The sequence below is a fragment of the Mycolicibacter algericus DSM 45454 genome (assembly GCF_002086455.1).
Taxonomy (GTDB): Bacteria; Actinomycetota; Actinomycetes; order Mycobacteriales; family Mycobacteriaceae; genus Mycobacterium; species Mycobacterium algericum.
In genome coordinates this window covers 30,005-51,183 of the sequence record NZ_MVHC01000020.1, presented here as the reverse complement: position 1 = coordinate 51,183, position 21,179 = coordinate 30,005, and the positions used below count along the sequence as shown (strand labels likewise).

23 protein-coding genes are annotated in these 21,179 nt (G+C 67.6%); 5 read left to right on the top strand and 18 right to left on the bottom strand.

The features are described from left to right. Positions 1-211: 211 nt before the first annotated feature. Both serA and BST10_RS16510 read left to right on the top strand, forming a co-directional pair. Positions 212-1,798, top strand: coding sequence for a phosphoglycerate dehydrogenase (serA, locus tag BST10_RS16515; protein WP_041318314.1), 1,587 nt, complete (start codon positions 212-214; stop codon positions 1,796-1,798). Next, the gene (locus BST10_RS16510; RefSeq protein WP_013829646.1) at positions 1,795-2,811 is read left to right on the top strand and encodes a 3-isopropylmalate dehydrogenase; all 1,017 of its coding nucleotides are present in this window, start codon (positions 1,795-1,797) and stop codon (positions 2,809-2,811) included. Before serA ends, BST10_RS16510 begins: the two co-directional genes overlap by 4 nt. A 45-nt stretch (positions 2,812-2,856) precedes the next feature. Here BST10_RS16510 and pcaDC read toward each other — a convergent pair whose 3' ends face one another. The 9 genes from pcaDC to BST10_RS16465 are packed head-to-tail and all read right to left on the bottom strand — an operon-like array spanning position 2,857 to position 10,349. Further along, positions 2,857-4,017: a bifunctional 3-oxoadipate enol-lactonase/4-carboxymuconolactone decarboxylase PcaDC gene (pcaDC, locus tag BST10_RS16505; RefSeq protein WP_083039082.1), complete on the bottom strand. Its 1,161-nt coding sequence runs from the start codon at positions 4,015-4,017 to the stop codon at positions 2,857-2,859. Further along, positions 4,014-5,213 (bottom strand): 3-carboxy-cis,cis-muconate cycloisomerase, encoded by a 1,200-nt coding sequence (gene pcaB, locus BST10_RS16500; protein WP_083039079.1) that lies wholly within the window; start codon positions 5,211-5,213, stop codon positions 4,014-4,016. The genes pcaDC and pcaB overlap by 4 nt, the downstream gene beginning before the upstream one ends. Next, positions 5,210-5,761 carry a protocatechuate 3,4-dioxygenase subunit alpha gene (pcaG, locus tag BST10_RS16495; protein ID WP_083039076.1) on the bottom strand — a complete coding sequence of 184 codons (552 nt, stop codon included), beginning with the start codon at positions 5,759-5,761 and terminating at the stop codon, positions 5,210-5,212. Before pcaG ends, pcaB begins: the two co-directional genes overlap by 4 nt. Then, entirely contained in the window at positions 5,758-6,504 is a 747-nt protein-coding gene (gene pcaH, locus BST10_RS16490) for a protocatechuate 3,4-dioxygenase subunit beta (RefSeq protein WP_083039074.1), read from the bottom strand. Before pcaH ends, pcaG begins: the two co-directional genes overlap by 4 nt. A 30-nt stretch (positions 6,505-6,534) precedes the next feature. Further along, positions 6,535-7,263: a 3,4-dihydroxyphthalate decarboxylase gene (gene phtC, locus BST10_RS16485; protein ID WP_165757206.1), complete on the bottom strand. Its 729-nt coding sequence runs from the start codon at positions 7,261-7,263 to the stop codon at positions 6,535-6,537. Next, positions 7,260-8,075 carry a 3-(cis-5,6-dihydroxycyclohexa-1,3-dien-1-yl)propanoate dehydrogenase gene (gene hcaB / locus BST10_RS16480; protein WP_083039073.1) on the bottom strand — a complete coding sequence of 272 codons (816 nt, stop codon included), beginning with the start codon at positions 8,073-8,075 and terminating at the stop codon, positions 7,260-7,262. The genes phtC and hcaB overlap by 4 nt, the downstream gene beginning before the upstream one ends. Continuing rightward, positions 8,072-8,332, bottom strand: coding sequence for a dihydrodiol dehydrogenase (locus BST10_RS16475; RefSeq protein ID WP_083039071.1), 261 nt, complete (start codon positions 8,330-8,332; stop codon positions 8,072-8,074). Before BST10_RS16475 ends, hcaB begins: the two co-directional genes overlap by 4 nt. Continuing rightward, positions 8,329-8,955, bottom strand: coding sequence for a 3-phenylpropionate/cinnamic acid dioxygenase subunit beta (locus tag BST10_RS16470; RefSeq protein ID WP_083039070.1), 627 nt, complete (start codon positions 8,953-8,955; stop codon positions 8,329-8,331). Before BST10_RS16470 ends, BST10_RS16475 begins: the two co-directional genes overlap by 4 nt. Then, a complete protein-coding gene (locus BST10_RS16465; protein WP_205277479.1) occupies positions 8,952-10,349 on the bottom strand; it encodes a Rieske 2Fe-2S domain-containing protein in 1,398 nt (465 codons plus the stop codon). The genes BST10_RS16470 and BST10_RS16465 overlap by 4 nt, the downstream gene beginning before the upstream one ends. Before the next feature lie 165 nt (positions 10,350-10,514). Here BST10_RS16465 and BST10_RS16460 point away from each other — a divergent pair, with 165 nt between their 5' ends. Next, positions 10,515-11,327: an IclR family transcriptional regulator gene (locus tag BST10_RS16460; protein WP_083039067.1), complete on the top strand. Its 813-nt coding sequence runs from the start codon at positions 10,515-10,517 to the stop codon at positions 11,325-11,327. Between the two features lie 7 nt (positions 11,328-11,334). Here the strand turns inward: BST10_RS16460 and BST10_RS16455 are convergent, their stop codons facing one another. The 3 genes from BST10_RS16455 to BST10_RS16445 are packed head-to-tail and all read right to left on the bottom strand — an operon-like array spanning position 11,335 to position 13,489. Next, positions 11,335-12,018: a GntR family transcriptional regulator gene (locus tag BST10_RS16455; protein WP_083039065.1), complete on the bottom strand. Its 684-nt coding sequence runs from the start codon at positions 12,016-12,018 to the stop codon at positions 11,335-11,337. Continuing rightward, positions 12,015-12,734: a maleate cis-trans isomerase family protein gene (locus BST10_RS16450; protein ID WP_083039063.1), complete on the bottom strand. Its 720-nt coding sequence runs from the start codon at positions 12,732-12,734 to the stop codon at positions 12,015-12,017. Before BST10_RS16450 ends, BST10_RS16455 begins: the two co-directional genes overlap by 4 nt. After that, complete coding sequence (locus BST10_RS16445; RefSeq protein WP_083039062.1) at positions 12,731-13,489, bottom strand: maleate cis-trans isomerase family protein; 759 nt, start codon at positions 13,487-13,489, stop codon at positions 12,731-12,733. Before BST10_RS16445 ends, BST10_RS16450 begins: the two co-directional genes overlap by 4 nt. A gap of 81 nt (positions 13,490-13,570) precedes the next feature. Here BST10_RS16445 and BST10_RS16440 point away from each other — a divergent pair, with 81 nt between their 5' ends. Both BST10_RS16440 and BST10_RS16435 read left to right on the top strand, forming a co-directional pair. Further along, positions 13,571-14,536 (top strand): D-2-hydroxyacid dehydrogenase, encoded by a 966-nt coding sequence (locus BST10_RS16440; protein WP_163762353.1) that lies wholly within the window; start codon positions 13,571-13,573, stop codon positions 14,534-14,536. Positions 14,537-14,549: 13 nt separating this feature from the next. Next, a complete protein-coding gene (locus BST10_RS16435) occupies positions 14,550-15,923 on the top strand; it encodes an amidase (RefSeq protein WP_083039060.1) in 1,374 nt (457 codons plus the stop codon). Positions 15,924-15,988: 65 nt separating this feature from the next. On the opposite strand, the gene BST10_RS16430 is transcribed toward BST10_RS16435, so the two are convergent. The 6 genes from BST10_RS16430 to BST10_RS16405 form a co-directional block, all read right to left on the bottom strand. Next, entirely contained in the window at positions 15,989-16,480 is a 492-nt protein-coding gene (locus BST10_RS16430; RefSeq protein WP_013829630.1) for a DUF3830 family protein, read from the bottom strand. A gap of 27 nt (positions 16,481-16,507) precedes the next feature. Then, positions 16,508-17,410: an ectoine hydroxylase gene (thpD, locus tag BST10_RS16425; protein ID WP_013829629.1), complete on the bottom strand. Its 903-nt coding sequence runs from the start codon at positions 17,408-17,410 to the stop codon at positions 16,508-16,510. Continuing rightward, positions 17,407-17,814, bottom strand: a complete 408-nt coding sequence (locus BST10_RS16420) for an ectoine synthase (protein ID WP_013829628.1) — start codon at positions 17,812-17,814, stop codon at positions 17,407-17,409. Before BST10_RS16420 ends, thpD begins: the two co-directional genes overlap by 4 nt. Beyond that, on the bottom strand, positions 17,811-19,082 hold the full coding sequence (gene ectB / locus BST10_RS16415; protein ID WP_041318294.1) for a diaminobutyrate--2-oxoglutarate transaminase: 1,272 nt from the start codon (positions 19,080-19,082) through the stop codon (positions 17,811-17,813). The genes BST10_RS16420 and ectB overlap by 4 nt, the downstream gene beginning before the upstream one ends. Before the next feature lie 192 nt (positions 19,083-19,274). Beyond that, on the bottom strand, positions 19,275-19,781 hold the full coding sequence (ectA, locus tag BST10_RS16410; protein WP_013829626.1) for a diaminobutyrate acetyltransferase: 507 nt from the start codon (positions 19,779-19,781) through the stop codon (positions 19,275-19,277). Positions 19,782-19,845: 64 nt separating this feature from the next. Beyond that, positions 19,846-21,108 (bottom strand): MFS transporter, encoded by a 1,263-nt coding sequence (locus BST10_RS16405; RefSeq protein ID WP_013829625.1) that lies wholly within the window; start codon positions 21,106-21,108, stop codon positions 19,846-19,848. Positions 21,109-21,179 lie beyond the last annotated feature (71 nt).

The window sequence follows — 21,179 nt, the reverse complement described above, 5'->3', positions numbered from 1 at the left end:
CACGTTCGATGCCCGATACGTCCGCCAGCACGGAATTCGGTCGCCGACGAAGTCGCTCCGGTCCAGGTGCGGTGCAGCCGCGGTCGATACGGCGTGGCGCCGGCCTCGGTGCAATCCCGGGGATCGACGGCAACAGCCCTTCCCCACAAAGCGGGAGGTGCCCGCCAGCGCCCGGCTACGCCGCTCCGGCGGCCATCGTTAGGCTGTTCGGGTGACTCTGCCCGTGGTACTGATCGCTGACAAGCTCGCCCAATCCACCGTCGCCGCACTCGGGGATCAGGTCGAGGTTCGCTGGGTCGATGGCCCCGACCGGGAGAAGCTGCTGGCCGCTGTACCGGAGGCGGACGCACTGCTGGTGCGCTCGGCGACCACAGTCGACGCCGAGGTGCTCGCGGCCGGCACCAAGCTCAAGATCGTGGCCCGCGCCGGGGTCGGCCTGGACAATGTCGACGTCGACGCCGCCACCGCACGCGGTGTGCTGGTCGTCAACGCCCCGACCTCGAATATCCACAGCGCCGCCGAGCATGCCATTGCGCTGATGCTCGCCGCCGCGCGGCAGATCCCGGCCGCCGACGCCTCGCTGCACGGCAGGGAATGGAAGCGCTCGTCGTTCTCTGGCACTGAGATCTTCGACCACACCGTCGGCGTGGTCGGCCTGGGCCGGATCGGCCAGCTGGTCGCTGCGCGCCTCGCCGCGTTCGGCGCCCACATCGTCGCCTACGACCCCTATGTGTCGGCCGCGCGCGCCGCCCAGTTGGGCATCGAGTTGCTGTCCCTGGACGAGTTGCTCGGTCGCGCCGATTTCATCTCGGTCCACCTGCCCAAGACCCCCGAGACCGCGGGCCTGATCGGCAAGGAGGCGCTGGCCAAGACCAAGCCGGGGGTGATCATCGTCAACGCCGCCCGCGGTGGGCTGATCGATGAGGCGGCGTTGGCCGATGCGATCACCAGTGGTCATGTGCGGGCCGCCGGGCTGGACGTGTTCGCCACCGAACCGTGCACCGACTCCCCGCTATTCGACCTGCCGCAGGTGGTGGTGACACCGCACCTGGGCGCCTCCACATCCCAGGCGCAAGACCGGGCTGGCACCGATGTCGCCAAGAGTGTGAAGCTGGCGCTGGCCGGCGAATTCGTGCCCGACGCGGTCAATGTGGGAGGCGGCGCTGTCAACGAGGAGGTCGCGCCCTGGCTGGACCTGGTGCGCAAGCTCGGGCTGCTGGCGGGTGCGCTCTCCGACGGCCTCCCGGTCTCGCTGAGTGTGCAGGTGCGCGGCGAGCTGGCATCCGAAGACGTTGGAATACTTAAACTTTCGGCGCTACGCGGGCTGTTCTCGGCGATCATCGAAGATCCGGTGACGTTCGTCAACGCGCCGGCGCTGGCCGCCGAGCGCGGAGTCGACGCCGAGATCGGCACGGCCACCGAAAGTCCCAACCACCGCAGCGTCGTCGAGCTCAAGGCAGTCACCGCCGACGGTGCGGCCGTGACGGTGGCCGGCACCCTCTCCGGCCCGCAGCTGGTGGAGAAGATCGTCCAGATCAACGGACGGCACTTCGACCTGCGCGCCGAGGGTGTCAACCTGATCATCAACTACTCCGACCAGCCCGGCGCGCTCGGCAAGATCGGCACCCTGCTGGGCTCCGCCGACATCAACATCCACGCCGCGCAACTGTCCGAAGACGCCGAAGGGCCGGCGGCGACGATCCTGCTGCGGGTGGACCGCCCGGTGCCGGCGGACGTGCAGTCGGCGATCACCGCCGCGGTGGGCGCCAACAAGTTCGAGGAGGTCGACCTGGCATGAGTGTCAAACTCGCGGTCATCCCGGGCGACGGCATCGGCCCGGAGGTCATCGCCGAAGCCGTCAAGGTGCTCGACGCGGTGCTGCCCGGCACCGAGAAGACGACCTACGATCTCGGGGCCAAGCGCTATCACGCCACCGGTGAGGTCTTGCCCGACTCGGTGCTCGAGGAGCTCGGCGCACACGATGTGATCCTGCTCGGCGCGATCGGCGACCCCTCGGTGCCCTCCGGGGTGCTGGAGCGCGGCCTGCTGCTCAAAGCACGTTTCGCGCTGGATCACCACGTCAATCTGCGTCCGGCCCGGCTCTATCCCGGGGTCAGCGGCCCGCTCGTCGGCAATCCGGAGATCGACCTGGTGGTGGTGCGCGAGGGCACCGAGGGGCCCTACGCCGGCACCGGTGGTTTCCTGCGGCGCGGCACCGAGCACGAGATCGCTTCCGAGGTCAGCGTCAACACCGCATATGGCGTGCGCCGCGTGGTGCACGATGCGTTCGGCCGGGCCCAGCGCCGACGCAAGCACCTGACGTTGTTGCACAAGACCAACGTGCTCAACTTCGCCGGGGACCTGTGGTGGCGCACGGTGCAGGAGATCGCTGCTGAATATCCCGATGTCGAGATCGCCTACTGCCACACCGACGCCGCGACCATCTATCTGGTCACCGATCCCGGCCGGTTCGATGTGATCGTCACCGACAACCTGTTCGGTGACATCGTCACCGACCTGGCGGCCGCGGTGTGCGGCGGTATCGGACTGGCGGCCAGCGGCAACATCGACGCCACCCGCACCAACCCGTCGATGTTCGAACCGGTGCATGGCAGCGCGCCGGACATCGCCGGTCAGGGCATCGCCGATCCGACCGCGGCGATCATGTCGGTGGCGTTGCTGCTGGCACACGTCGGCGAGGACACCGCAGCCGAGCGGGTCGACCAGGCCGTCGCCGAGCACCTGGCCACCCGAGGTGAGGCGAAGTTGTCCACGGCCGCGACCGGCGATCGGATCCTGGGCCTGCTCTGAGGCTGCGGCAGCGGCCCAGCCGCGATGGGACCGCCGCTCATCGGATCAGGGTGCGTCGCCGTCCGAACTCTCGTGGTCGGCGAGCACCCGCGCTGCGATGCGGAACGCCGCATTGGCATCGGGCACACCGCAATAGACGGCGGTCTGCAATAGCACCTCCTTGATCTCGTCGTCACTGAGACCGTTGCGGCGCGCTGCGCGCAGATGCATTGCCAACTCCTCATGGTGGCCGCGGGCCACCAGCGCGGTCAGCGTGACGATCGACCGGCTGCGTCGGTCGAGGCCGTCCCGGGTCCAGATGCTGCCCCACGCGTAGCGGGTGATCAGGTCCTGAAAGTCGGCGGTGAAGTCGGTGGTGCGCGCGATCGCCCGATCGACGTGGGCATCGCCGAGAACCTGTCGTCGCACGGCCATGCCCGAGGTGTAGACCGGGTCGCGCACCATCAGCTGGTCGAGAATCAGGTTGGCGGTGGCCTCGGGCGCCTCGAGTGGTGCTAGGTGACCAACGCCGTCGAGTGTCACCAGCCGGCCGTGCCGGGCGCCGGAAGCGATACGCCGCAGCGATTCCGGGGGAGTGGCGACATCTTCCGAGCCCGCAACGGCCAACACGGGCACCGTGATCTGAGCAAGTCGCGCGGTGACATCGAAATTGGCCAGGGCCTCGCACGCTTGCGCATACGATTCAGTGTCGGTGAGGCTCAGCGCCTCCGACAGCGCCGCGACCGCATCGGGCCGGCCGGCGGCGAAACCAGGGGCGAACCAGCGTTGCAGGGAAGACTCGATGACCGCGCCGGTGCCCGATGTGCGCACGGTGGCGGCGCGGTTGGCCCAATCCTCGGCCCGTCCGATGCTGGCGCCGGTGCACAGCAGCGTGGCGCTCGACAACCGCTCGGGGGCATCGAGCAGCAATTGCAGGCCGACCGCACCCGCGATGGAGACACCGGCGTAGTGGAACGCAGTGTGCGGGCCGATCTCGTCGGCCAACGCAAGCACGCCGGTTGCCAGATCCGGTATCCCGAATCGCCCTGCCGGGCTATGGCCGTGGCCGGGAAGATCCCACGCGACGACGCGCACGTGCTCGGCGAGTCGTTCAGCGGCCGCGCCCCACAGCGCGCTTGCCGATGTGCCCAGTGATGGCCCCAGCAGCAGCAGATCCGCGTCCGGCGGTCCGCCGAAGTCGGTCCCGACCAGCCCTGGCACGCTCATGTCACTCCCGTCGTGTGGCGCGCGCGTTGCAGCACGACATCGATGAGATGGCCTGCCGCGCCGGTGTAGTCGCGCCGAGCCGTACGACTGGTCAACTCGGTCATGGACCGCTGCTCTGCGAGCAGATCACCGGCGGCGGCCAGATTCGCCGCGGCACGGTCGGTGTCGATCACCAGGCCGGCGAGCAGTTCGGCGGTCTGGGCCGCGGCCACGACGGTGTGACGGCTCAATGTTCGGAGAGTGGCCCATTCGGCATGCCAGCCGCCGTCGGAGCGCTCATCGACGCTGGCTGCCGACGCGACGTGCACGGCGGCACTCAGCGACGGCGCAACCAACGCGGCGCGCCGGATCAGGATGGACAACACCGGATTGCTCTTGTGCGGCATGGTAGATGAACCGCCACCTCGGCCCTCCGCCAGTTCGCCGACCTCGGCCCTGCTGCCGATCGCAACATCGCCGGCGATGTGGCCCCAGGCGTCGCAACACGTCGCCAACGCGTCGCCCACACGGGTCAAAACGGACCGGGTGGTGTGCCATGGTGGGCTGTCGGTGAGATCAAGCGCGGCGGCCAGTCGCCCTGACAGTGTGACGGCGTCACCGGGTGAGCCGGCTAGCTCGGTGGCAGCCGCCAGCGTCCCCGCGGCGCCACCGGCCTGAACCGGAAGTGCCGGCAGTGCGGCTAACGAGTCGGCCGCGTCGAGAACCCCGCCAAGCCAATGTGCGACCTTCATGCCGATCGTCGTGGGCAGCGCGGGCTGGGTCAGGGTGCGGGCGAGCATGGGGTTGTCGCGGTAGGTTTCGGCCAGCTCGGCCAACCTGCGCACCTGCGCGACGGTTTCGCCGTGGATCCGCTCCAGGGCATCGCGAAGACAGAGCATCAGCGCGGTATCGACGACGTCCTGGCTGGTCAGGCCTCGGTGCAGCCAGCGTGCCGGTTCACCGCCGGTGCGATCACGAAGCAGGGTCACCAGCCCGGGCACCGGGTTGCCGGTGGTCTCGGCCGCTACGGCCACCTCCTCGACGTCGGTTGCCGCGATCGTCGCGGTCAGATCGGCTCGCGCCGAGTCCGGCGCGATACCGGCGTCGACGAGCACACTGAGCCAAGCGTTTTCGACCCGTGCCATTGCGGTCAGAAACGCCGCGTCGCTGAAGATGTGCCCCGCCCGGTGGTCGCCGGGCCACAACAAGTCCGTCACGGTTGCCCCCGATAACGTAGGAACACCGTCTCCTCGAGGCCCTGCAGCCTGATGTCGAAACGGAAACCTTGCTCGTCGGGCACCGCGATGAGGGTATGGCGCCGATCGTCGGGCAGCGAGCTGAGCAGTCGGTCGGCCTGGAGTCGCTCGTCGGGCAGGTAGGCGCGGGTGAACAACCGGTTCAGCAGACCGCGTGCGAACACGGTGACCGCGATGAATGGTGTCAACCGTTGCCGCGCACCGGGTTTGATCGTCGTGAAGCTGTAATGACCGTGCGCGTCGGTCTCAGCGCGTCCCCAGCCGGTGAACGCCCGGCCGTCCCGGCGAAAGGACCCGGTGGCCGTTGACACCGAGCCGTCGGTATCGGGCTGCCAGATCTCCAGCAACGCATCGGGAACCGGCGCTCCGGCGCCGTCGGTGACGGTGCCGTGCAGGCGGATGGCATCGGGTGAGCCGGGGGAGACGAGTTCGTTGCCACGGTCGAACGGCAACGCGAACCCGAAGAACGGGCCGACGGTCTGCCCCGGGGTGGCGGTCAACCTGGTCATCGCGGCTCCTCGCACGGCGTTGCTGCCGGACCGGTGAGCACCACGTCCCATCGGTAGCCCGTGGCCCATTCGTGGCTGGTGATGTCGTGGTCGTAGCTCGCGACGAGCCGGTCGCGGGCCTGCTGATCGGTGATTGACTGGTAGATCGGGTCCAACGCGAACAGCGGGTCGCCCGGGAAGTACATCTGAGTGATCATCCGCTGCGTGAAATCACTGCCGAACACCGAGAAATGGATATGCGCGGGGCGCCAAGCGTTGTGGTGGTTACGCCACGGGTAGGGGCCCGGTTTGATCGTCGTGAACCGGTAGGAGCCGTCGTCGTCGGTGAGGCAACGTCCCGCGCCGGTGAAATTGGGGTCCAACGGCGCCGGGTGCTGATCCCACTGGTGGATGTAGCGGCCGCTGGCGTTGGCCTGCCAGATCTCGACGAGTTGCCGACGCACCGGCCTGCCGTCACCGTCAAGGATGCGCCCGGTCACCACGATGCGCTCGCCGATCGGTTCGCCGGGGTGCTGGGCCGTCAGATCGGCGTCGGCTGCATCGACATCGGAGTCGCCGAAGCAGGGCCCCCGCAACTCGACGGTCTCCGGATCGGTGAGGTGTAGAGGCCTTTTGGGATGGCGAAGCCTGCTGCTGCGATACGGCGGATAGTCCAGCCTCGGTTGGCTCTCCTGGGTACCTGCGGTCGGGTACTCGGCCTGGATCGCCGCGATCTCTGCGCTGATCTCCGCCTGGCCGGTCATAGCGTCACGGTATCGGTAGGCGCCATCGGTTCAGCCGGTTTCCACTCGGGCGATCTCATGGCGCCAGGCCGCGTCTGCGGTGAACGACGGGCCCAAATCGGGCAGATCTGCCCAATCCGACTCGTCGATCGGTGTCAACGTGCCGCCCGCGGCGCGGATGCGCAGCGACATGGCCGCCAACTGGTCGAGGCTGATCGCTTGCAGGACGGCCTGGGGGACCGTGGCGGCGGCACTGGTGATGCCGTGGCCACGACAGATCACCACCGGCTTTCCCCGCATGGCGGCGACCATCTCCTTGCCCAGTTCCGCGCTGCGGATCAGCACGGCCCTCGGATAGACCGGAACACCGTCACGGGCCAGCCGTGCGCCCGGGATATCGAAGGCGCCGTAGATGGGTTCGATTGTGATACCGGCCAGATCAGCCGCCACGACGGTCGGCGGATGCAGGTGGGCCACCGCGCGGTGCTCGGGATGTGCCAGCAGCGTCTCGACGTGGATCGGCAACTCGTTGGGTACCCGGTAGCCGTCCAGTTCGCCTGTCGCCCCGGGTGTTCCGTCGAAGCGGATGAGGCGGATGTCGTCGGGTCGGGTGAATGCCACACCGTCGTCGGAGTGGCTGCGGCACCGGATGAGCAGGTGATCTTCGTCGATTCGGGCACTGATGTGTCCGAGAATGCCGTCGACGAGGCCGCGTGATGCAGCCACTCGGCACGCTTGTGCGATCTCGGCCCGTAGCACCGTCAGGTCGGCTGCCGTCACGCGTTGTCCCCGGTGGGCGCTGCGGCTTTACCCATCCCGAACCCGCCGTCGGGGTGGATGCTTCCGGCGGTGATGCCGCGGGAGCGGTCCGATGCCAGGAACACAAAACTCCAGGCGTGATCCTGCGGTGTGAGGGCGACATTGAGTGGGGTGCGTGCTGCCAGATCGCGGGCACGGTCGGGGGTGTCGTCCAGCCGGATATGGTCCAGCGACAGGTTGCGCAGGCCGCGCAGGTCGGTGTGCAGCGTTCCGCCCGGTGCAACGCCGTTGACGCGGATGTGCGGGGCGAGTTCGTGGGCGAGTGTGGTGACCAGGCCGCGAACCGCGAACTTCGAGGCGACGTAGAGCACGCCGCCGCGGCCCGGATGGAACGAGGACGTGGACTCGGTGAGAACGATCGAGGACCGCTCCTGGGCTCGCAGCGCCGGAAGGGCCGCCTTCACCGACTGCAGATGGCTCAACACGTTGGTCGTGAACATCTCGTCGAAGGCCGGCGCAAGCTCATCGGTCGATATGTCACTGATGCCCTGGTAGAAGTCGAAGATCCCGACGCAGTTGACCAGCGTGTCCAGTCCGCCGAAGGACGCGACGGCGGCGGCGACGGCACGCGCGTTGGCCTCGGCCATTGTCGCATCTCCCCGTGTCACCGGCAGCCCCGGCAACTGCTCCTGCAGGGCAGCGCATTTGGCGGTATCGCGCTCCAGGACGGCGACCTGCGCTCCCTCTTCGAGATATGCGTCCACGACCGCTCGACCGATACCGGACCCAGCGCCGACGACCAGTGCCCGTTTGCCCTCGAGCCATCGCGTCATGGCAGTTCGGCTTCGTCGCACAGCAGCGATTCGTGCATCTTTCCGACCATCGCCGCCAGGGTGTAGGCGTTCTGCCACGTCAGTGCTTCGATCTCCAAGGCGTCGAGACTGATCCACTGTCCCGACTTCGGTGAGGTGACGAGCAGCCGCGAACCGTTGCGGGTGTCGACTCGGCGCAAGGTCACCTCGGTGAATTCATTGGCGATGGTGATGGTTTCGCCCACCGAGCAGTCGATGAGGTCTTCGAGTTCACTCACAGGAACACCGCCAGATTCTGCATGCGAAGGACCGACTCGTCGAGATAGATCGTGCGGCGCGCCAGCTTCCAGCCCTGATCGGTGAGACGCAGCAGATCCTCTCGACCGCAGGAGATCAGCGCGGCCTCGTTCACATCACCACGGCTGCGGAAGAGCAACTCGGCCGACTCCACGATCAGATGCGCGTCATCGTCGCAGGCGAAGGTGCGCACGTTGGTGATGTGATGGCGCAGCCGTGACGGCGGATCCTCGGTCCAGGCGTGTTCGGTCGCAAAGCGCGCGACGCGTCGGTTCAGCGAGTACTTGTTCTCGTCGAAGTGGGCCATGCCGGGCGAGGTGTCGAATCCGGCGCCCGAGGCCGTGGTCACCCGGACCGGGGCGAAGTAGTGGATGTCCTCGGTGAGGGTGTCGAGCCATTCGCTGTAGCGCTGTGCATCCAGCAGATAGGCCTCATCGACCAGGAACTGATGCGCTTGCAGATGCCGGATGTCGTTGAACGGCAACGGCTTGCCGGTGCGGACCTGCCGGGGCGCATCACCGCCCAGCACGGCGAGCTCCCACGGTCGCGCGGCGTCGCTCGGCCGGGGGAATCCGGCGCGCTCGTCTCGTTCGGTCGCCGTCATGCCCGGGCCTCCTGGTAGGCGGTCCGGCATGCCGACGTGCCGTTGGTCTGCACCAGCGGGGTGATCCCATCGGGCTGTCCGCCGATAACCGCCGGCTCCAGCGGCACCGGAGGCAGCTGCAGGTGATCTGCCCACATCCGCAGGATGGCGCGCTGGTTGTTCTCGTTGTAGCCGACCTGGGCGACACCCGGTCCATGGAACTGTTCCGGCGGCAACGCATTCACCACCGGTGTTCCGTCAGCGAGCAACCCCATCCGGCCGTTGAGCAGTAGTTGGCGGGCCATGGCGCCGGCAGCGGTATTGGTCAGCGAGACCCAGTTCTCCACATCGTCCTGTTCGAACATGCCGGTGGAACCGAAGCACATCAGGTAGGCCTTGTAGGAGTCCTTTTTGAACTGCTCGGGCGCCGCTGCGTCGACCGCGAACCACGAATACACCTCGGTTTCGTTCTCGCTGATCGGCTGCCAGGTGCGAATCGATATGAACGGCAACACATCGTCGCTGTCTTGGATCTTCGGCCAATTGTGCACCAGGCTCAGGTTCGGAAAGCAGGATGCCGCCGAGATCATGAAGCCGTCGTCGCCGACGACGCGCTGATGGTCCTCGGACCACACTTGTTTGATTCGCCCCACCATGTCGTCGGGGTAGCCGACGTAGCGCATCCGCTCCTCGAACGTGCCCGGCGGCAGCTTGTACGTCGTGCCACCGCCACAGCTGGCCCAATACGTGGCGCCGTCTTTGCGTTTCTGCGCCTTGGGTTCGCGGAACAACCCGATGTCGACGACCGAGGCGTGGGTATGGGGCGTGTGATACATGTCGCCGGCGAAGTTCTCGACGCCGATCTTCCAGTTCGCCTTGATGCGCCACCGCTGCGGGCCGCGCACCTCCAAACCGCTTCGGCTTTGCCTGGTGTAGAAGTCGAGGTAGAACCTGAAGTCGCCGAGAAACTCCTCCAGTGGCGGGGCTTGCGCGTCGAGACTGATGAAGATCATGCCGTTGTAGCTGGCCAGGTTCGGTGCCGGCAACAGCGTCTGGCCCCGTTTCTGGAAGCCTGCCTCGCCGCCGTAGGCCTCCTGGTGAAAGGGCAGGCCGGTGAGTCGCCCGTCGTTGCGGTACGACCAGCCGTGGTACGGGCACCGGAAATTCGAGGCATTGCCCATCTCGGCGCGGCACACCTGCATGCCGCGATGCAGGCACATGTTGAACATGGCCCGCACGTCGCCCTTCGAGTCGCGGGCGATGATGAACGAGTCGTTGAGGAGTCGCCGTACGACGTAGTCGCCGTCTTGCGGGATCTCCGACTCGTGCGCCACGAACATCCAGGCCCGGCGGAAGAGTCGCTCGCGTTCGAGTTCGAAGATCTCGGCGTCGTTGTAGATGTGCGCGGGGACCATCCCCCGTCGGACCTCGTCGAGGACTTGCCGGTGATCACTCACTAATGCGACTCCAGTCTCTGAGCCCGCCAGGATATCTGCTAGGCAGAAAAAGCTCCTGGTACATAATGGAAATTCTGCCAGGGATGCGCTTTGAAGGTCAATTGGCCAGGTAATCTCTCTGCTATGCAGAGACAACGGCGTGCCCGGTCCGCGGCCGTCGGCCCCGCGGCTCCGAACCACGGGGTGCCGCAGTATCCGATCGGATCGGTGGACAGGGCGCTGAAGCTCATCCTGTTGCTGGGAGAACAACCGCGGCTCCGCTTGACGGATGCGGCCGAACATCTGGCCGTCGCGTCATCGACGGCCCATCGGCTGTTGGCGATGCTGCAATACCGCGGCTTCGTTCGCCAGGACCCGGTGTCCAAGGCGTACTACCCCGGGCCCGCGTTGATGAGCGTGGCGTCGTCGGTGTTCAACCGCCTCGACATCGAAGACGCGGCGACCCCGGTGCTGCGCCGGCTCAGCGAGCACCTCAGGGAATCGGTTCATATCGGGATGATCGAGGGCGCCCACGTCCGGTTCATCGCAGCCGCCGAGGGGCCGACGGCGGTTCGGGTCGCATCACGGCTCGGACGCACGATGCCCGCGCACTGCACCTCGACCGGAAAGGCGCTGCTGGCACGCCTGTCCGAGGCTGAGGTCGCCCGCCTCTACCCGGACGAGGAACTCGAGCGTGTCACGGCGCATTCGGTCGGCACCAGAACCGAACTGCAACGGGAGCTCAGCCGGATACGACAACAGGGGTACGCGGTGAACCGGGAGGGGAGCGAGGACGGTGTCGCCTCCGTCGCGGTTCCCATTCCAACGCGGGCGTCCGGTGTGCTGCTGGCGCTCAATGCCGCCGCGCCGGTTCACCGCCTGAGCCCGTCGCGGCACCGAGCGGTGGCAGCTCTGCTGGTCGAGGCCGCCAAAGAGATCGGCGACCGGATCGGATAACCGGCGGCTACAACGCCAGCTGCGCTCTGCGCGCCAGCAACCGGCGGACCGCATCGTCCATGTGCTCGTCGATCAGCCGGACCGCGGCTGCCTCGTCACCGGCCGCGATCGCCTTGCGCAGCACGACATGTTCGGTGACCTGCTCGCGCAGATCGGGATAGGCCTCTTCGAGCTCGCCGAGCAGGATCCGGGTCTCCGAGAGCAGGGTCCGCATGGCCCGGTGCAAGCGGGGACTGCCCGCGCAGTCGACCAGGACCTCATGGAACGCCTGGTCGGCGTCGGCCACCGCGGAGCCGTCGCCCGCGGCGGCCGCGGCGCGCAGCGCCTCGACCGGGTCGCGCAACCGGGCGGCGGCCGCCGCCGGGTCGCCGCCCAGCACCTCGATCACGGCGGCACGCTCGATGGCCTTGCGTGCTTGATACACGTCGCGGACGTCGTCGTCGCTGAGTTCCACAACGAAGATGCCCCGGTTGCGCTCGCTGCGCAGCAGGCCTTCGGCCACCAGCCGCTGCATGGCCTCGCGCAGTGGGCCGCGAGACACCTCGAACTGCGCGGCGAGACTGGCTTCACCGAGCTGCTGTCCGGGCGTCAGCCGGCCGCGGGTGATCGCCTCCCGGAGCCGCTCGGCGATCAGCTCGGGCGTCGATGGCCTGCTCAACGGCTCGAACCCGGCCTCGTGCGAGAGCGTCATCGGTTGTCCTCGAACAATATGCCGAGTCCGGCTGTGCGCCGGGTTATCCCGGCGATGCGCAGGCCTTCCCAGACTGTCACGGCATTGGCGGTCAGTACCGGCTTGCCCAGCAGTCGCTCGAGCTCGTCGACCTGGTCCACGGTGTGCATGGCGGTGTCGGGGATCAACAATGCCTCCGCCCCGGGCGAATCGTTGCCCAGCGCCAGGTCCCGGACCTGACTGCGGGTCAGGCGGCCGACCTGCGCAGCCGTGGGGATGCCGGCATCTCCCATCGCCTCGACTGAGACACCGTGGGCCGCAACGAAATCCGCAAACAGCGCGGCGATGTCGCGCGGATAGCTGGCGGCGACCGCAACGCGGCGGCAGCCCAGCGCAGCCAGGGCGTGCACGAACGCGAACGACGTGCTCGACGCGGGCACACCGGCTTGGGCGGCCAGCCGGTCGACCTGTTCGGCAGCACCGTCGGGACCGAATACGAAGCTGCCCGACGTGCAGGCCCACACCACAGCGGCCGGTCGCTGCGGGGCCAGCAGTGCGGCCCCCTCGGCGAGCCTGGCCGGGCTGCCGAGATCCAGCAGCTCCGGTACGGCGTGCAGGTCGGTGCCGTAGATGTGGACGACGGGCAGGTCCACGCCCAGCAGCCGGGCGGCGCGCGGGTAGTCGGACTCGGCGGCATGGTCGGGATAGATGATTCCGACGCGGCCGGTGCTGCTCACTGCGGGGCTCCGGTGAAGACATCGCGAAGCCACTGGCCCGGCCCCATCATCGGCAGATTCATCCGGCCCAGGCACGCCCACATCGTCAGCTGGTTGGCCGTCAGGATCGGTTTGCCGAGCATCTGCTCCAGCGGGGCGATGATGTCGTAGGTGCGCAGGTTGGTGCAGCTGACGAAGATCGCCTGGGCTTCCGGGCGGTTGGCGGCGAGGATCCGCTCGGCCACGGTCCGGTAATTGACCTTCCAGATGCCGCCGCCCAGGCCGAGGTAATCCGAGTGCAGCACCGTCACACCCAGTTGATTCAGAAACACCCGTAGTAGGTCGGTCAGCTCCTCGTCGTAGGGGGTCAGCACGCAGATCCGGGAGATGTCCAACGCGACGATGGCCTCGGCCAGCGCCCCGGACGTCGTGACCGCGGCTTTGGCGCCTGCCGCTTCGATCGCGGCGACCAGCGTTTTCTCGTACTCGACGCCGTGGATGAAGCTGCCCGACGCGCACAGGTAGGCGACCACCTCCGGCTCGACGTGCAGCACGTCGCGGGTGGCGGCCTGCAGATGGTGGGTATCGGAGACCAGTTCGGCCATCGCCCGGCTCACCGGGACGGGTTCGTAGTGCGTGCGCGCAAGGTGCAACGTCACTTCGGCGGGGATCCAGCGCCACAGTTCGCGCTCGATCGCCAGGTCGAAGGGCGCGATGATGCCGACACCGCGCTGATCGGCCGGCCCGTCGAAGTCCGGCAATTGGGACAGATCCATGCGTGTCCCCGTACTGACGTCGCAACCCCAGGCCGCCCCTGGATTGTTGACAATCATACGATCGCTTTTTACCGTGTCAATGTGGACGCGCGTCCGGTGGTGACCGTCCAGCACGGTGAGTCGGTTCCCGCCCAACTCGATTCGATCAGCGCAGCCGCGGAACTGCGGATGGTTCCGTCGTCGCGGCTGGGTGAAGCGATCGCCGGGACCGATGTGCTGTTCGTGTACGACTTCTCCTCTCCGGCCCTGGCGTCGGTGTGGTCCGACGCCGACGCGCTGCGCTGGGTTCAGGTGGCCGCCATCGGGGTCGATGCGGTGTTGTTCGCCGGCCTGATCGACAGTGACGTCGTCGTCACCAATTCCCGCGGCATCTTCGAGGAACCGATGGCCGAGTACGTGCTGGGGCAGATCCTGGCCTTCGCCAAGGATTTCCGGCGGTCCTGGGACGCGCAGGCTGCAAAGCGCTGGCAGCACTTCGACACCGAGCCGATCGCCGGCTCGTCGGTCACCATCGTCGGCCCCGGCCCGGTCGGGCGGGCCGTGGCGCGGTTGCTGCACGCGGTCGGCATGTCGGTGCGCGGCGTCGGGCGCTCAGCACGCGACGACCCCGACTTCGGCGTCATCACCACCGATGTGGTCGACGCGGTCGCCGACGCGGACTATGTCGTGCTCGCCGCCCCGCTGACGCCCGAGACCCGGGGCATGGTCGATGCCGCCGTGCTGGCGTCGATGCGCCCCACCGCGCGACTGATCAACGTCGGACGCGGCGAACTGGTGGACACCGACGCGCTGGTGATGGCGTTGCGGGACGGCGCGATCGCCGGTGCCGCCCTCGACGTCGTCGATCCCGAACCGCTGCCGCCGAACCATCCGCTGTGGAGTGCGCCCAACGTCCGCCTGACGCCGCATAACAGCGGCGATATCAAAGGCTGGCGAAATATGTTGCAGCAGCAGTTTATCACCAACTTTCAACGGTACGTGGCCGGTCAACCGCTCCATAACGTCGTCGACAAGGGCCACGGATACGCGCCGAGCGGCACAGGTTGAGGAGGCGTGTCACATGACTCATCCCACCGAACTGACGGCCTTGCAACTGGTGGCCGCCTACACCTCCGGTGAACTTTCGCCGGTTGAAGCAACCGCGGCCGCCCTCTCGGTGATCAACGAACGCGACGGCGAGGTCAACGCGTTCTGCCTCGTCGACGAGGAGGCCGCGTTATCCGCGGCGCGTAAGTCCGAAGCCCGTTGGAGCGGCAACTACACCAAGGGCCTGCTCGACGGGGTCCCGGTCGCCGTCAAAGACGTGTTCCGCACCGCCGGTTGGCCCACGCTGCGGGGATCGCTGCTCTCCGACGCCGCGGGCCCATGGCCCGACGACAGCCCGGCGGTCGGCAAGATGCGCGACGACGGCATGGTGCTGTTGGGCAAGACGACCACCCCGGAACTGGCGTGGAAGGGCGTCACTGACAGCCCGCGGACCGGTATCACCCGCAACCCTGTCGACATCACCCGCACCGCGGGTGGTTCGTCGGGTGGCAGCGCCGCCGCGGTCGGCGCCGGGATGGCGCCGTTGGCGATCGGCACCGACGGTGGGGGGAGCATCCGCATCCCGGCCGCCTTCTGCGGCGTCGTCGGCTTCAAGCCCACCCACGGGCGGGTGCCGATGTACCCGATCAGCCCGTTCGGGCCACTGGCACATGCCGGCCCGATCACCCGGACCGTCGAGGACGCCGCCATGCTGCTGGACATCATTGCGCTGCCCGATCACCGCGACCCGACATCGTTGGCGCCGACACTGACCACCTATCGCGGCGAAGTCCGGCGCGACGTGGTCGGCCTGGGAGTCGCCTACTCGCCGAACCTGGGCTATGCCGACGTCGATCCGCAGATCGAAGCCGCGGTCGGCGCTGCGGTCCGGGCACTGGCCGACGCCGGTCTCAACGTCACCGAGGCCGACCCCGGCTTCGCCGATCCGATCGACGCGTTCGAAGTGCTGTGGGCCACGGGGGCCGCGGGCAGCCTGCGTGGTCACGAGGCGGACCGTGGGCTCGTCGACCCGGGCCTGGCCGAGATGTGGGAACGCGGCCAGGCGGCCTCGGCGGTCGACTACCTGGCCGCACGTCAGGTCAGTGTCGAGCTGGGTCTGGTCATGGGGCGCTTCCACGAGCGCCACAACCTGCTGATCACCCCGACCACACCGATCCCGGCGTTCGCCGCCGGCCACGACGTACCGGCCGACTCCGGCATGCGTTGGTGGGCCCAGTGGACGCCGTTCACCTACCCGTTCAACATGACTCAACAGCCGGCGTTGAGCATCCCGATCGGCACGACGTCGGAGGGTCTGCCGATCGGCATGCAGATCATCGGACCGCGGCACAGTGACGATCTGGTGCTGGCGGCCGGCTTGTTCGCCGAGCGGGTGCTGGGCCTCTGACGGCGAGCAGACATAAACGTCCCCAAAATACGCCTGGATGGGGGGCTTTCGCGTCTGCTCGGGACTTAGGCGCGGGAGAAGGCCAACTGTTCGCCGACCGCGCCGGCCATCCACAGGTCGTTGCAGGCGGCCGCCATCTCGGCCAACCCGTCTTCGATCGTGGCGAACACATTGCCGGGAACCCAGCCGACGTCGCCGTTGAGCAACAAATTGTTGCGGCCGTAGAAGATCGCCAGGTCGGTCGCGCCGACCGGTGAATTCCCTTGCGCGCCCTCGTCGTAGCCGTAGGCCGGATTGCCGATATCGCCCGGCTCGAAGCTGAAGAAGCAGACGTCGCCGGGGATCGGCGTCACGGTGGTGTTCTCCCGGCCCGGCGCACCCATCGGCGGCAACAGCGTGTAGACCTCGTTGCGTGCGTACTTGCCGTGGTAGGCCTGGCCGGCCACCGGCAACGCATTCCATACCACGGCGCAGGTCCGGGGAGCCGCGTCCTCGAGCAGCCGCGCTCGGCAAGACACGCCGCGGCTGGTCAACGTGATGGACAGAAAACGTGCCACGGTCAACCTCTTCCGCCGGCCGAGTGCCTAGACCGGATCGAAGGTTCGGCTGGCGACGAACGTCGGCCGCGGCGCGGCAGCGCCGAACGGCTCCACCAGGGCGTTTTCCACGCTGTTGTAGACGATGAAGACGTTCGAGCGCGGATAGGGGGTGATGTTGCTGCTCGACCCGTGCATGCAGTTGCTGTCGAAGAACACCGCTGACCCGGCCGGGCCGGTGATCTGACGGATACCGTGCTGGTCGGCCATCCAGGTCAGGCTGTCGTCGTCGGGGGTGCCGATCTCCTGCTGCTTCAGCGACGAGCGGTAGTGATCAGGCGGCGTCTCGTCTGGGCACGACACGAACCAGCGGTGCGATCCGGGCATGATCATCAATGAGCCGTTGCTGTCCAGGTTTTCGGTGAGCGCCACCGAGACGCTGATCGCGCGCGGGGTGGGCATCCCGTCCTCGGCGTGCCAGGTCTCAAAGTCGGAGTGCCAGTAGAACTCCCGGCCGTTGAAACCCGGCTTGAAGTTGACGCGGCTCTGATGCACATACACCTCCGAGCCGAGCAGTTGACGGACCGGGCCGACCAGCCGCGGGTCGGCGATCAGCGCGGCGAACGCCGGGCTGATCCGGTGTACCTCGAAGATCGACCGGATCTGGCCGCTGTCCCGCTCGCAGATCGAGCGCTCGTCGGCGGCCAGCACCGGGTCGGCGCGCAGGTTATCCAGCTCGTTACGCAGGTCGGCGACGACATCGGCGTCCACCAGCGCGTCAACGGCCAAGAACCCGTCGGCATCGAACGCCGCCACCCTATCGGGGGTCAGTGGGCCGCCGCTGCCCGCGGGCGCCCACACCACCGGGTCGCGTCGCGGCTCGATGCCGAGCGTGACGTTGTTGCGGGTGGGGTAGTGATCGGTGACGGCCTTGGTGATGGGAGGGGTCACGGCGCCGCCTCTTGAGGTTCCTCGGTGAGCAGGGGGTAGGCGCCGGTCTCGTCGTGCACCTCCCGCCCGGTGACCGGCGGGTCGAACACGCACACCATGCGCAGGTCGGTGTGGGCCGAAACACGGTGGTGCTCATGCCCGTCGAGCAGGTAGAGGGTGCCGTCGGCAAGCGGAAAGGTCTCACCTGTTTCTTCATTGACCAGCTCACCCTCGCCGCCGACGCAATACACCGCCTCGACGTGGTTGGCGTACCACATCGCGGTTTCGGTGCCGGCGTACAGGATCGTCTCGTGCAGCGAGAAGCGCTGGCCGTCACGGGCCAGCAGCAGTCGCTGGCTGTTCCAGGTCTTGGCCTGGACATCGCGGTCGGTGCCCTTGATCTCGGCGAGGGTACGAACGATCATGCCTTGGCTCCTGAGGTTGTGAGTTCTTTAGCGGCGACGGCCTCGATGGATTGGGCCGCCAGTGTCAGGCCTTCGGCCAGGTCCTCGTCATCGATGACCAGCGGTGGCATCAGCTTCACCACCTCGCCCTCCGGTCCCGAGGTCTCCAGCAGCAGGCCGCGGGCGAACGCCTCCTTCTGCACGGCGCCGGCCAACTCGGGTCGCTCGAAGGCCACACCGCGGATCAGGCCGCGGCCGCGAGTCTCGATCCCGTCGAAGGGCTCTATCACCTCGTGCAGCGCCTGATCGATCTGCTCACCCTTGCGGAGCACCTGCTTTTCCAGCAGATTGTCGGTCCAGAAGTTCAGCGCCGCGGTGGCGGTGACGAAGGACGGGTTCTGGCCGCGGAACGTGCCATTGTGTTCGCCGGGCTCCCACACATCCAGTTCGGGCTTGAACAGCGTCAGCGCCATCGGCAGCCCGTAACCGCTGATCGACTTGGACATGCAGACGATGTCCGGCACGATGCCGGCCGCCTCGAAGCTGAAGAACGGCCCGGTGCGTCCGCAGCCCATCTGCACGTCGTCGACGATCAGCAGCAACCCGTGCCGCTTGCACAGTTCGGCCAGCCCGTGCAGCCATTCCAGCCGGGCCACATTGATCCCGCCTTCGCCCTGCACCGTCTCGACGATGACCGCGGCCGGTTCATTGAGGCCGCTGCCGCTGTCCTGCAACAGGCGCTCGAACCAGATGAAGTCCGGGGTGACGCCGTCGAGGTAGTTGTCGTAGGGCATCGGGGTGGCGTGCACCAGCGGGATCCCGGCGCCGCCGCGCTTCATCGAGTTGCCGGTGACGCTCAGCGAGCCCAGTGTCATGCCATGGAAGGCATTGGTGAAGCTGATGATGCTTTCCTTGCCGGTGACCTTGCGGGCCAGTTTCAGCGCCGACTCGACCGCGTTGGTACCGGTGGGGCCGGGGAACTGGACCTTGTAGTCCAGCCCGCGCGGCTTGAGGATCACCTCTTCGAACCGTTCCAGGAACGCCGCCTTGGCGACGGTGTTCATGTCCAGGCTGTGCACCACCCGATCCGCACTTAGGTATTCCACCAGCGGTGCCTTCAGGTCTGGATGGTTGTGTCCGTAGTTCAGCGCGCCGGCGCCGGCGAAGAAGTCGACGTATTCGTTGCCGTCGACATCCCACATGCGGGAGCCGAGGGCCCGGTCAAATGTCACCGGCCAGGATCGGCAATAACTCCGCACCTCGGATTCAAGGGTTTCAAAAATAGTCATGATTTCCTCCGTCCGTCGGTCACATACAACGGAACGGAACGACAGGTCGATTTCAAAACTCGTGCCGTGGGTGATCTCGGCTCGACCCACCACCCCGCTCGGATGCCCCCGGCTAGGTCTGCCGGGGCTCACGTTTGCGCGGACGTGACCTTACCGAGACCGTTTTGTGATCTCAACCTTGCCATGCTGTCCTCAACGGCCAATGTTTACCCGCAGTGGTCCGATTCGAAACAGTTCTTCGGCTAGATGGGATTCGGGAAACAAGCTGGCCTCGAACAGCTCGGAGCACTCCAGATCGGCGGCCCATCGCCGGGCGAATGCCCCGAATAGCCGTCGACTGGCCTCGTTGTCCGGTGTGATTGACGTCTCAAGATGCGTGCCGCCGTCGGCGACCAAGGCGGTCGCCAGATGGTCGAGCATCCGGCCGGCCAGACCCATCCCGCGATGAGCGTCGTTGACCGCGACCTGCCAGACCATCAGGGTCTGCGGCTGATCCGGGCGGCGGTAGCCGGTGATGAAACCGGCCGGAGCGCCGCTGACCTCGGCGATTACCGAGCTGGCCGCGAAATCGCGGCACCACAACAGATAGGCGTAAGGGGCGTTGACGTCGAGCGTGACGCTGTCGAGGGCCATTTTCCACAGGGCCGGGCCGTCGGCCACCGTCGGTGTCCGGAGCGCGATGTGAGCCGGTTCGGTCATCTCGCCGACGCTACCGGCAGCCGATCTCGGCGTCGGCCGCGGATCCGCCCGGTTGCGGCAGGGGTCAGCCGTCGGGAGGGGGTTGTACCGGCGGCAACGGCTGCGGCGGGACCCGCAGCGTGCGCAGCGCCTGGAGCACCGAGCGGCCCTCCGGCTCGGCGCTGACCGGCACCAACCGCACGGCGGCCAGCGGGAACAGCCCGGACAGCGCGAACGCCAGCGGATAGCCGGCGGCGCCGATCAGCGCGCCGAACACCGGGGGAGCGATCCCGGCGGTGAGTCGCTGGGTGGTGTTCTGCGTACCCAGTGCACGCCCGCTCCAGTACGGTCCGGCGATCTCGGCGACCGCGGTGGACGACAAGCCGTTGTCCAGCACGCTGATGACCGCCGCAACGACCATCGCCGCCTCGGCCAGCGGAGAGTGGAGATGGTCGGTCACGCCGAGCACCATCATCGCCACCGCGCCGGCGACGGCGAGGCTGCGGATGGGTCGTAGCCGTGACTGCACCCGATCTGACCACCGACCGGCCAGCACGCGGCCGGCAGCACCGAGCAACTGCGACACGGTGACCAGGCTGCCGGCGGCGGCGATCGACCAGTCGGTATCGACGATCAGCCACACCAGCATGAAGGTGGCCAACACCGACTGGTGAACCATCAGCAGCGCCGACGACAAGTGGATGCGCCACAGCACCTTCGAGCCGGCGTAGGGGTTGGCCAGCTCCGTCCCGGTCGCCGCCGACCGCGGTCGGCGGGGCGGGTCGACCACCCCGACGGCGCAGGCCACCGCCGCCACCGCGCACAGCGTCGCCGGGAACATCAGCGCCCGGGCCAGGCCGTGCTCGGCCAGTTCGGGAATCACCTCGGCTCCCAACGCGATTCCCAGCGGCTGTGCTGTCTGCCGGATTCCCATCACCAGGCCGCGCTGGTGCGGCGGGAACCAGCCGGTCACCAGCCGGCCACTGGCGGTGTTGGCGCTGGCGGCGGCCATGCCGCCCAGGAAAAGGAAGGCGCCCACCCCGACCAGGGAGCTCATCGAGGCCGCCCCGAAGGTGGCCAGCGCCGTCAGCGCGGAGCCGACGGTCAGCACGATCCGCTCGCCGATGCGGTCCAACAGCGCGCCCCATGCGAACAGCGTCAGCACCATGCCGAAACTGGGCATCGACGCCAGCAGACCCGCCATCGCCAGGTTGGTCTCCCGCTTGGTCTCCAGCATTGGGATGACGAAGGCGATCCCGTTGATGAACACGAACGAGCACAGCGTCGCCACCAACGCCACGATGACCACTGACCAGCGCGCGGCGCTGCTCATCGACTCCGTGGTCACCCCGATAATGGTTCCACAGGTTTACGTCGTACAGGTCCGCATCCGCCAGGCAACGACCACTGTGCCGTCTG

Bases quoted from the DNA above. Each gene is read 5' to 3' on its own strand.
- BST10_RS16510 (WP_013829646.1), top strand. From the start codon at position 1,795: ATGAGTGTCAAACTCGCGGTCATCCCGGGCGACGGCATCGGCCCGGAG.
- pcaDC (WP_083039082.1), bottom strand. From the start codon at position 4,017: ATGAGCGTGCCAGGGCTGGTCGGGACCGACTTCGGCGGACCGCCGGAC.
- pcaG (WP_083039076.1), bottom strand. From the start codon at position 5,761: ATGACCAGGTTGACCGCCACCCCGGGGCAGACCGTCGGCCCGTTCTTC.
- pcaH (WP_083039074.1), bottom strand. From the start codon at position 6,504: ATGACCGGCCAGGCGGAGATCAGCGCAGAGATCGCGGCGATCCAGGCC.
- hcaB (WP_083039073.1), bottom strand. From the start codon at position 8,075: ATGACGCGATGGCTCGAGGGCAAACGGGCACTGGTCGTCGGCGCTGGG.
- BST10_RS16470 (WP_083039070.1), bottom strand. From the start codon at position 8,955: ATGACGGCGACCGAACGAGACGAGCGCGCCGGATTCCCCCGGCCGAGC.
- BST10_RS16465 (WP_205277479.1), bottom strand. From the start codon at position 10,349: ATGGTCCCCGCGCACATCTACAACGACGCCGAGATCTTCGAACTCGAA.
- BST10_RS16460 (WP_083039067.1), top strand. From the start codon at position 10,515: ATGCAGAGACAACGGCGTGCCCGGTCCGCGGCCGTCGGCCCCGCGGCT.
- BST10_RS16455 (WP_083039065.1), bottom strand. From the start codon at position 12,018: ATGACGCTCTCGCACGAGGCCGGGTTCGAGCCGTTGAGCAGGCCATCG.
- BST10_RS16445 (WP_083039062.1), bottom strand. From the start codon at position 13,489: ATGGATCTGTCCCAATTGCCGGACTTCGACGGGCCGGCCGATCAGCGC.
- BST10_RS16435 (WP_083039060.1), top strand. From the start codon at position 14,550: ATGACTCATCCCACCGAACTGACGGCCTTGCAACTGGTGGCCGCCTAC.
- BST10_RS16420 (WP_013829628.1), bottom strand. From the start codon at position 17,814: ATGATCGTTCGTACCCTCGCCGAGATCAAGGGCACCGACCGCGATGTC.
- ectB (WP_041318294.1), bottom strand. From the start codon at position 19,082: ATGACTATTTTTGAAACCCTTGAATCCGAGGTGCGGAGTTATTGCCGA.
- ectA (WP_013829626.1), bottom strand. From the start codon at position 19,781: ATGACCGAACCGGCTCACATCGCGCTCCGGACACCGACGGTGGCCGAC.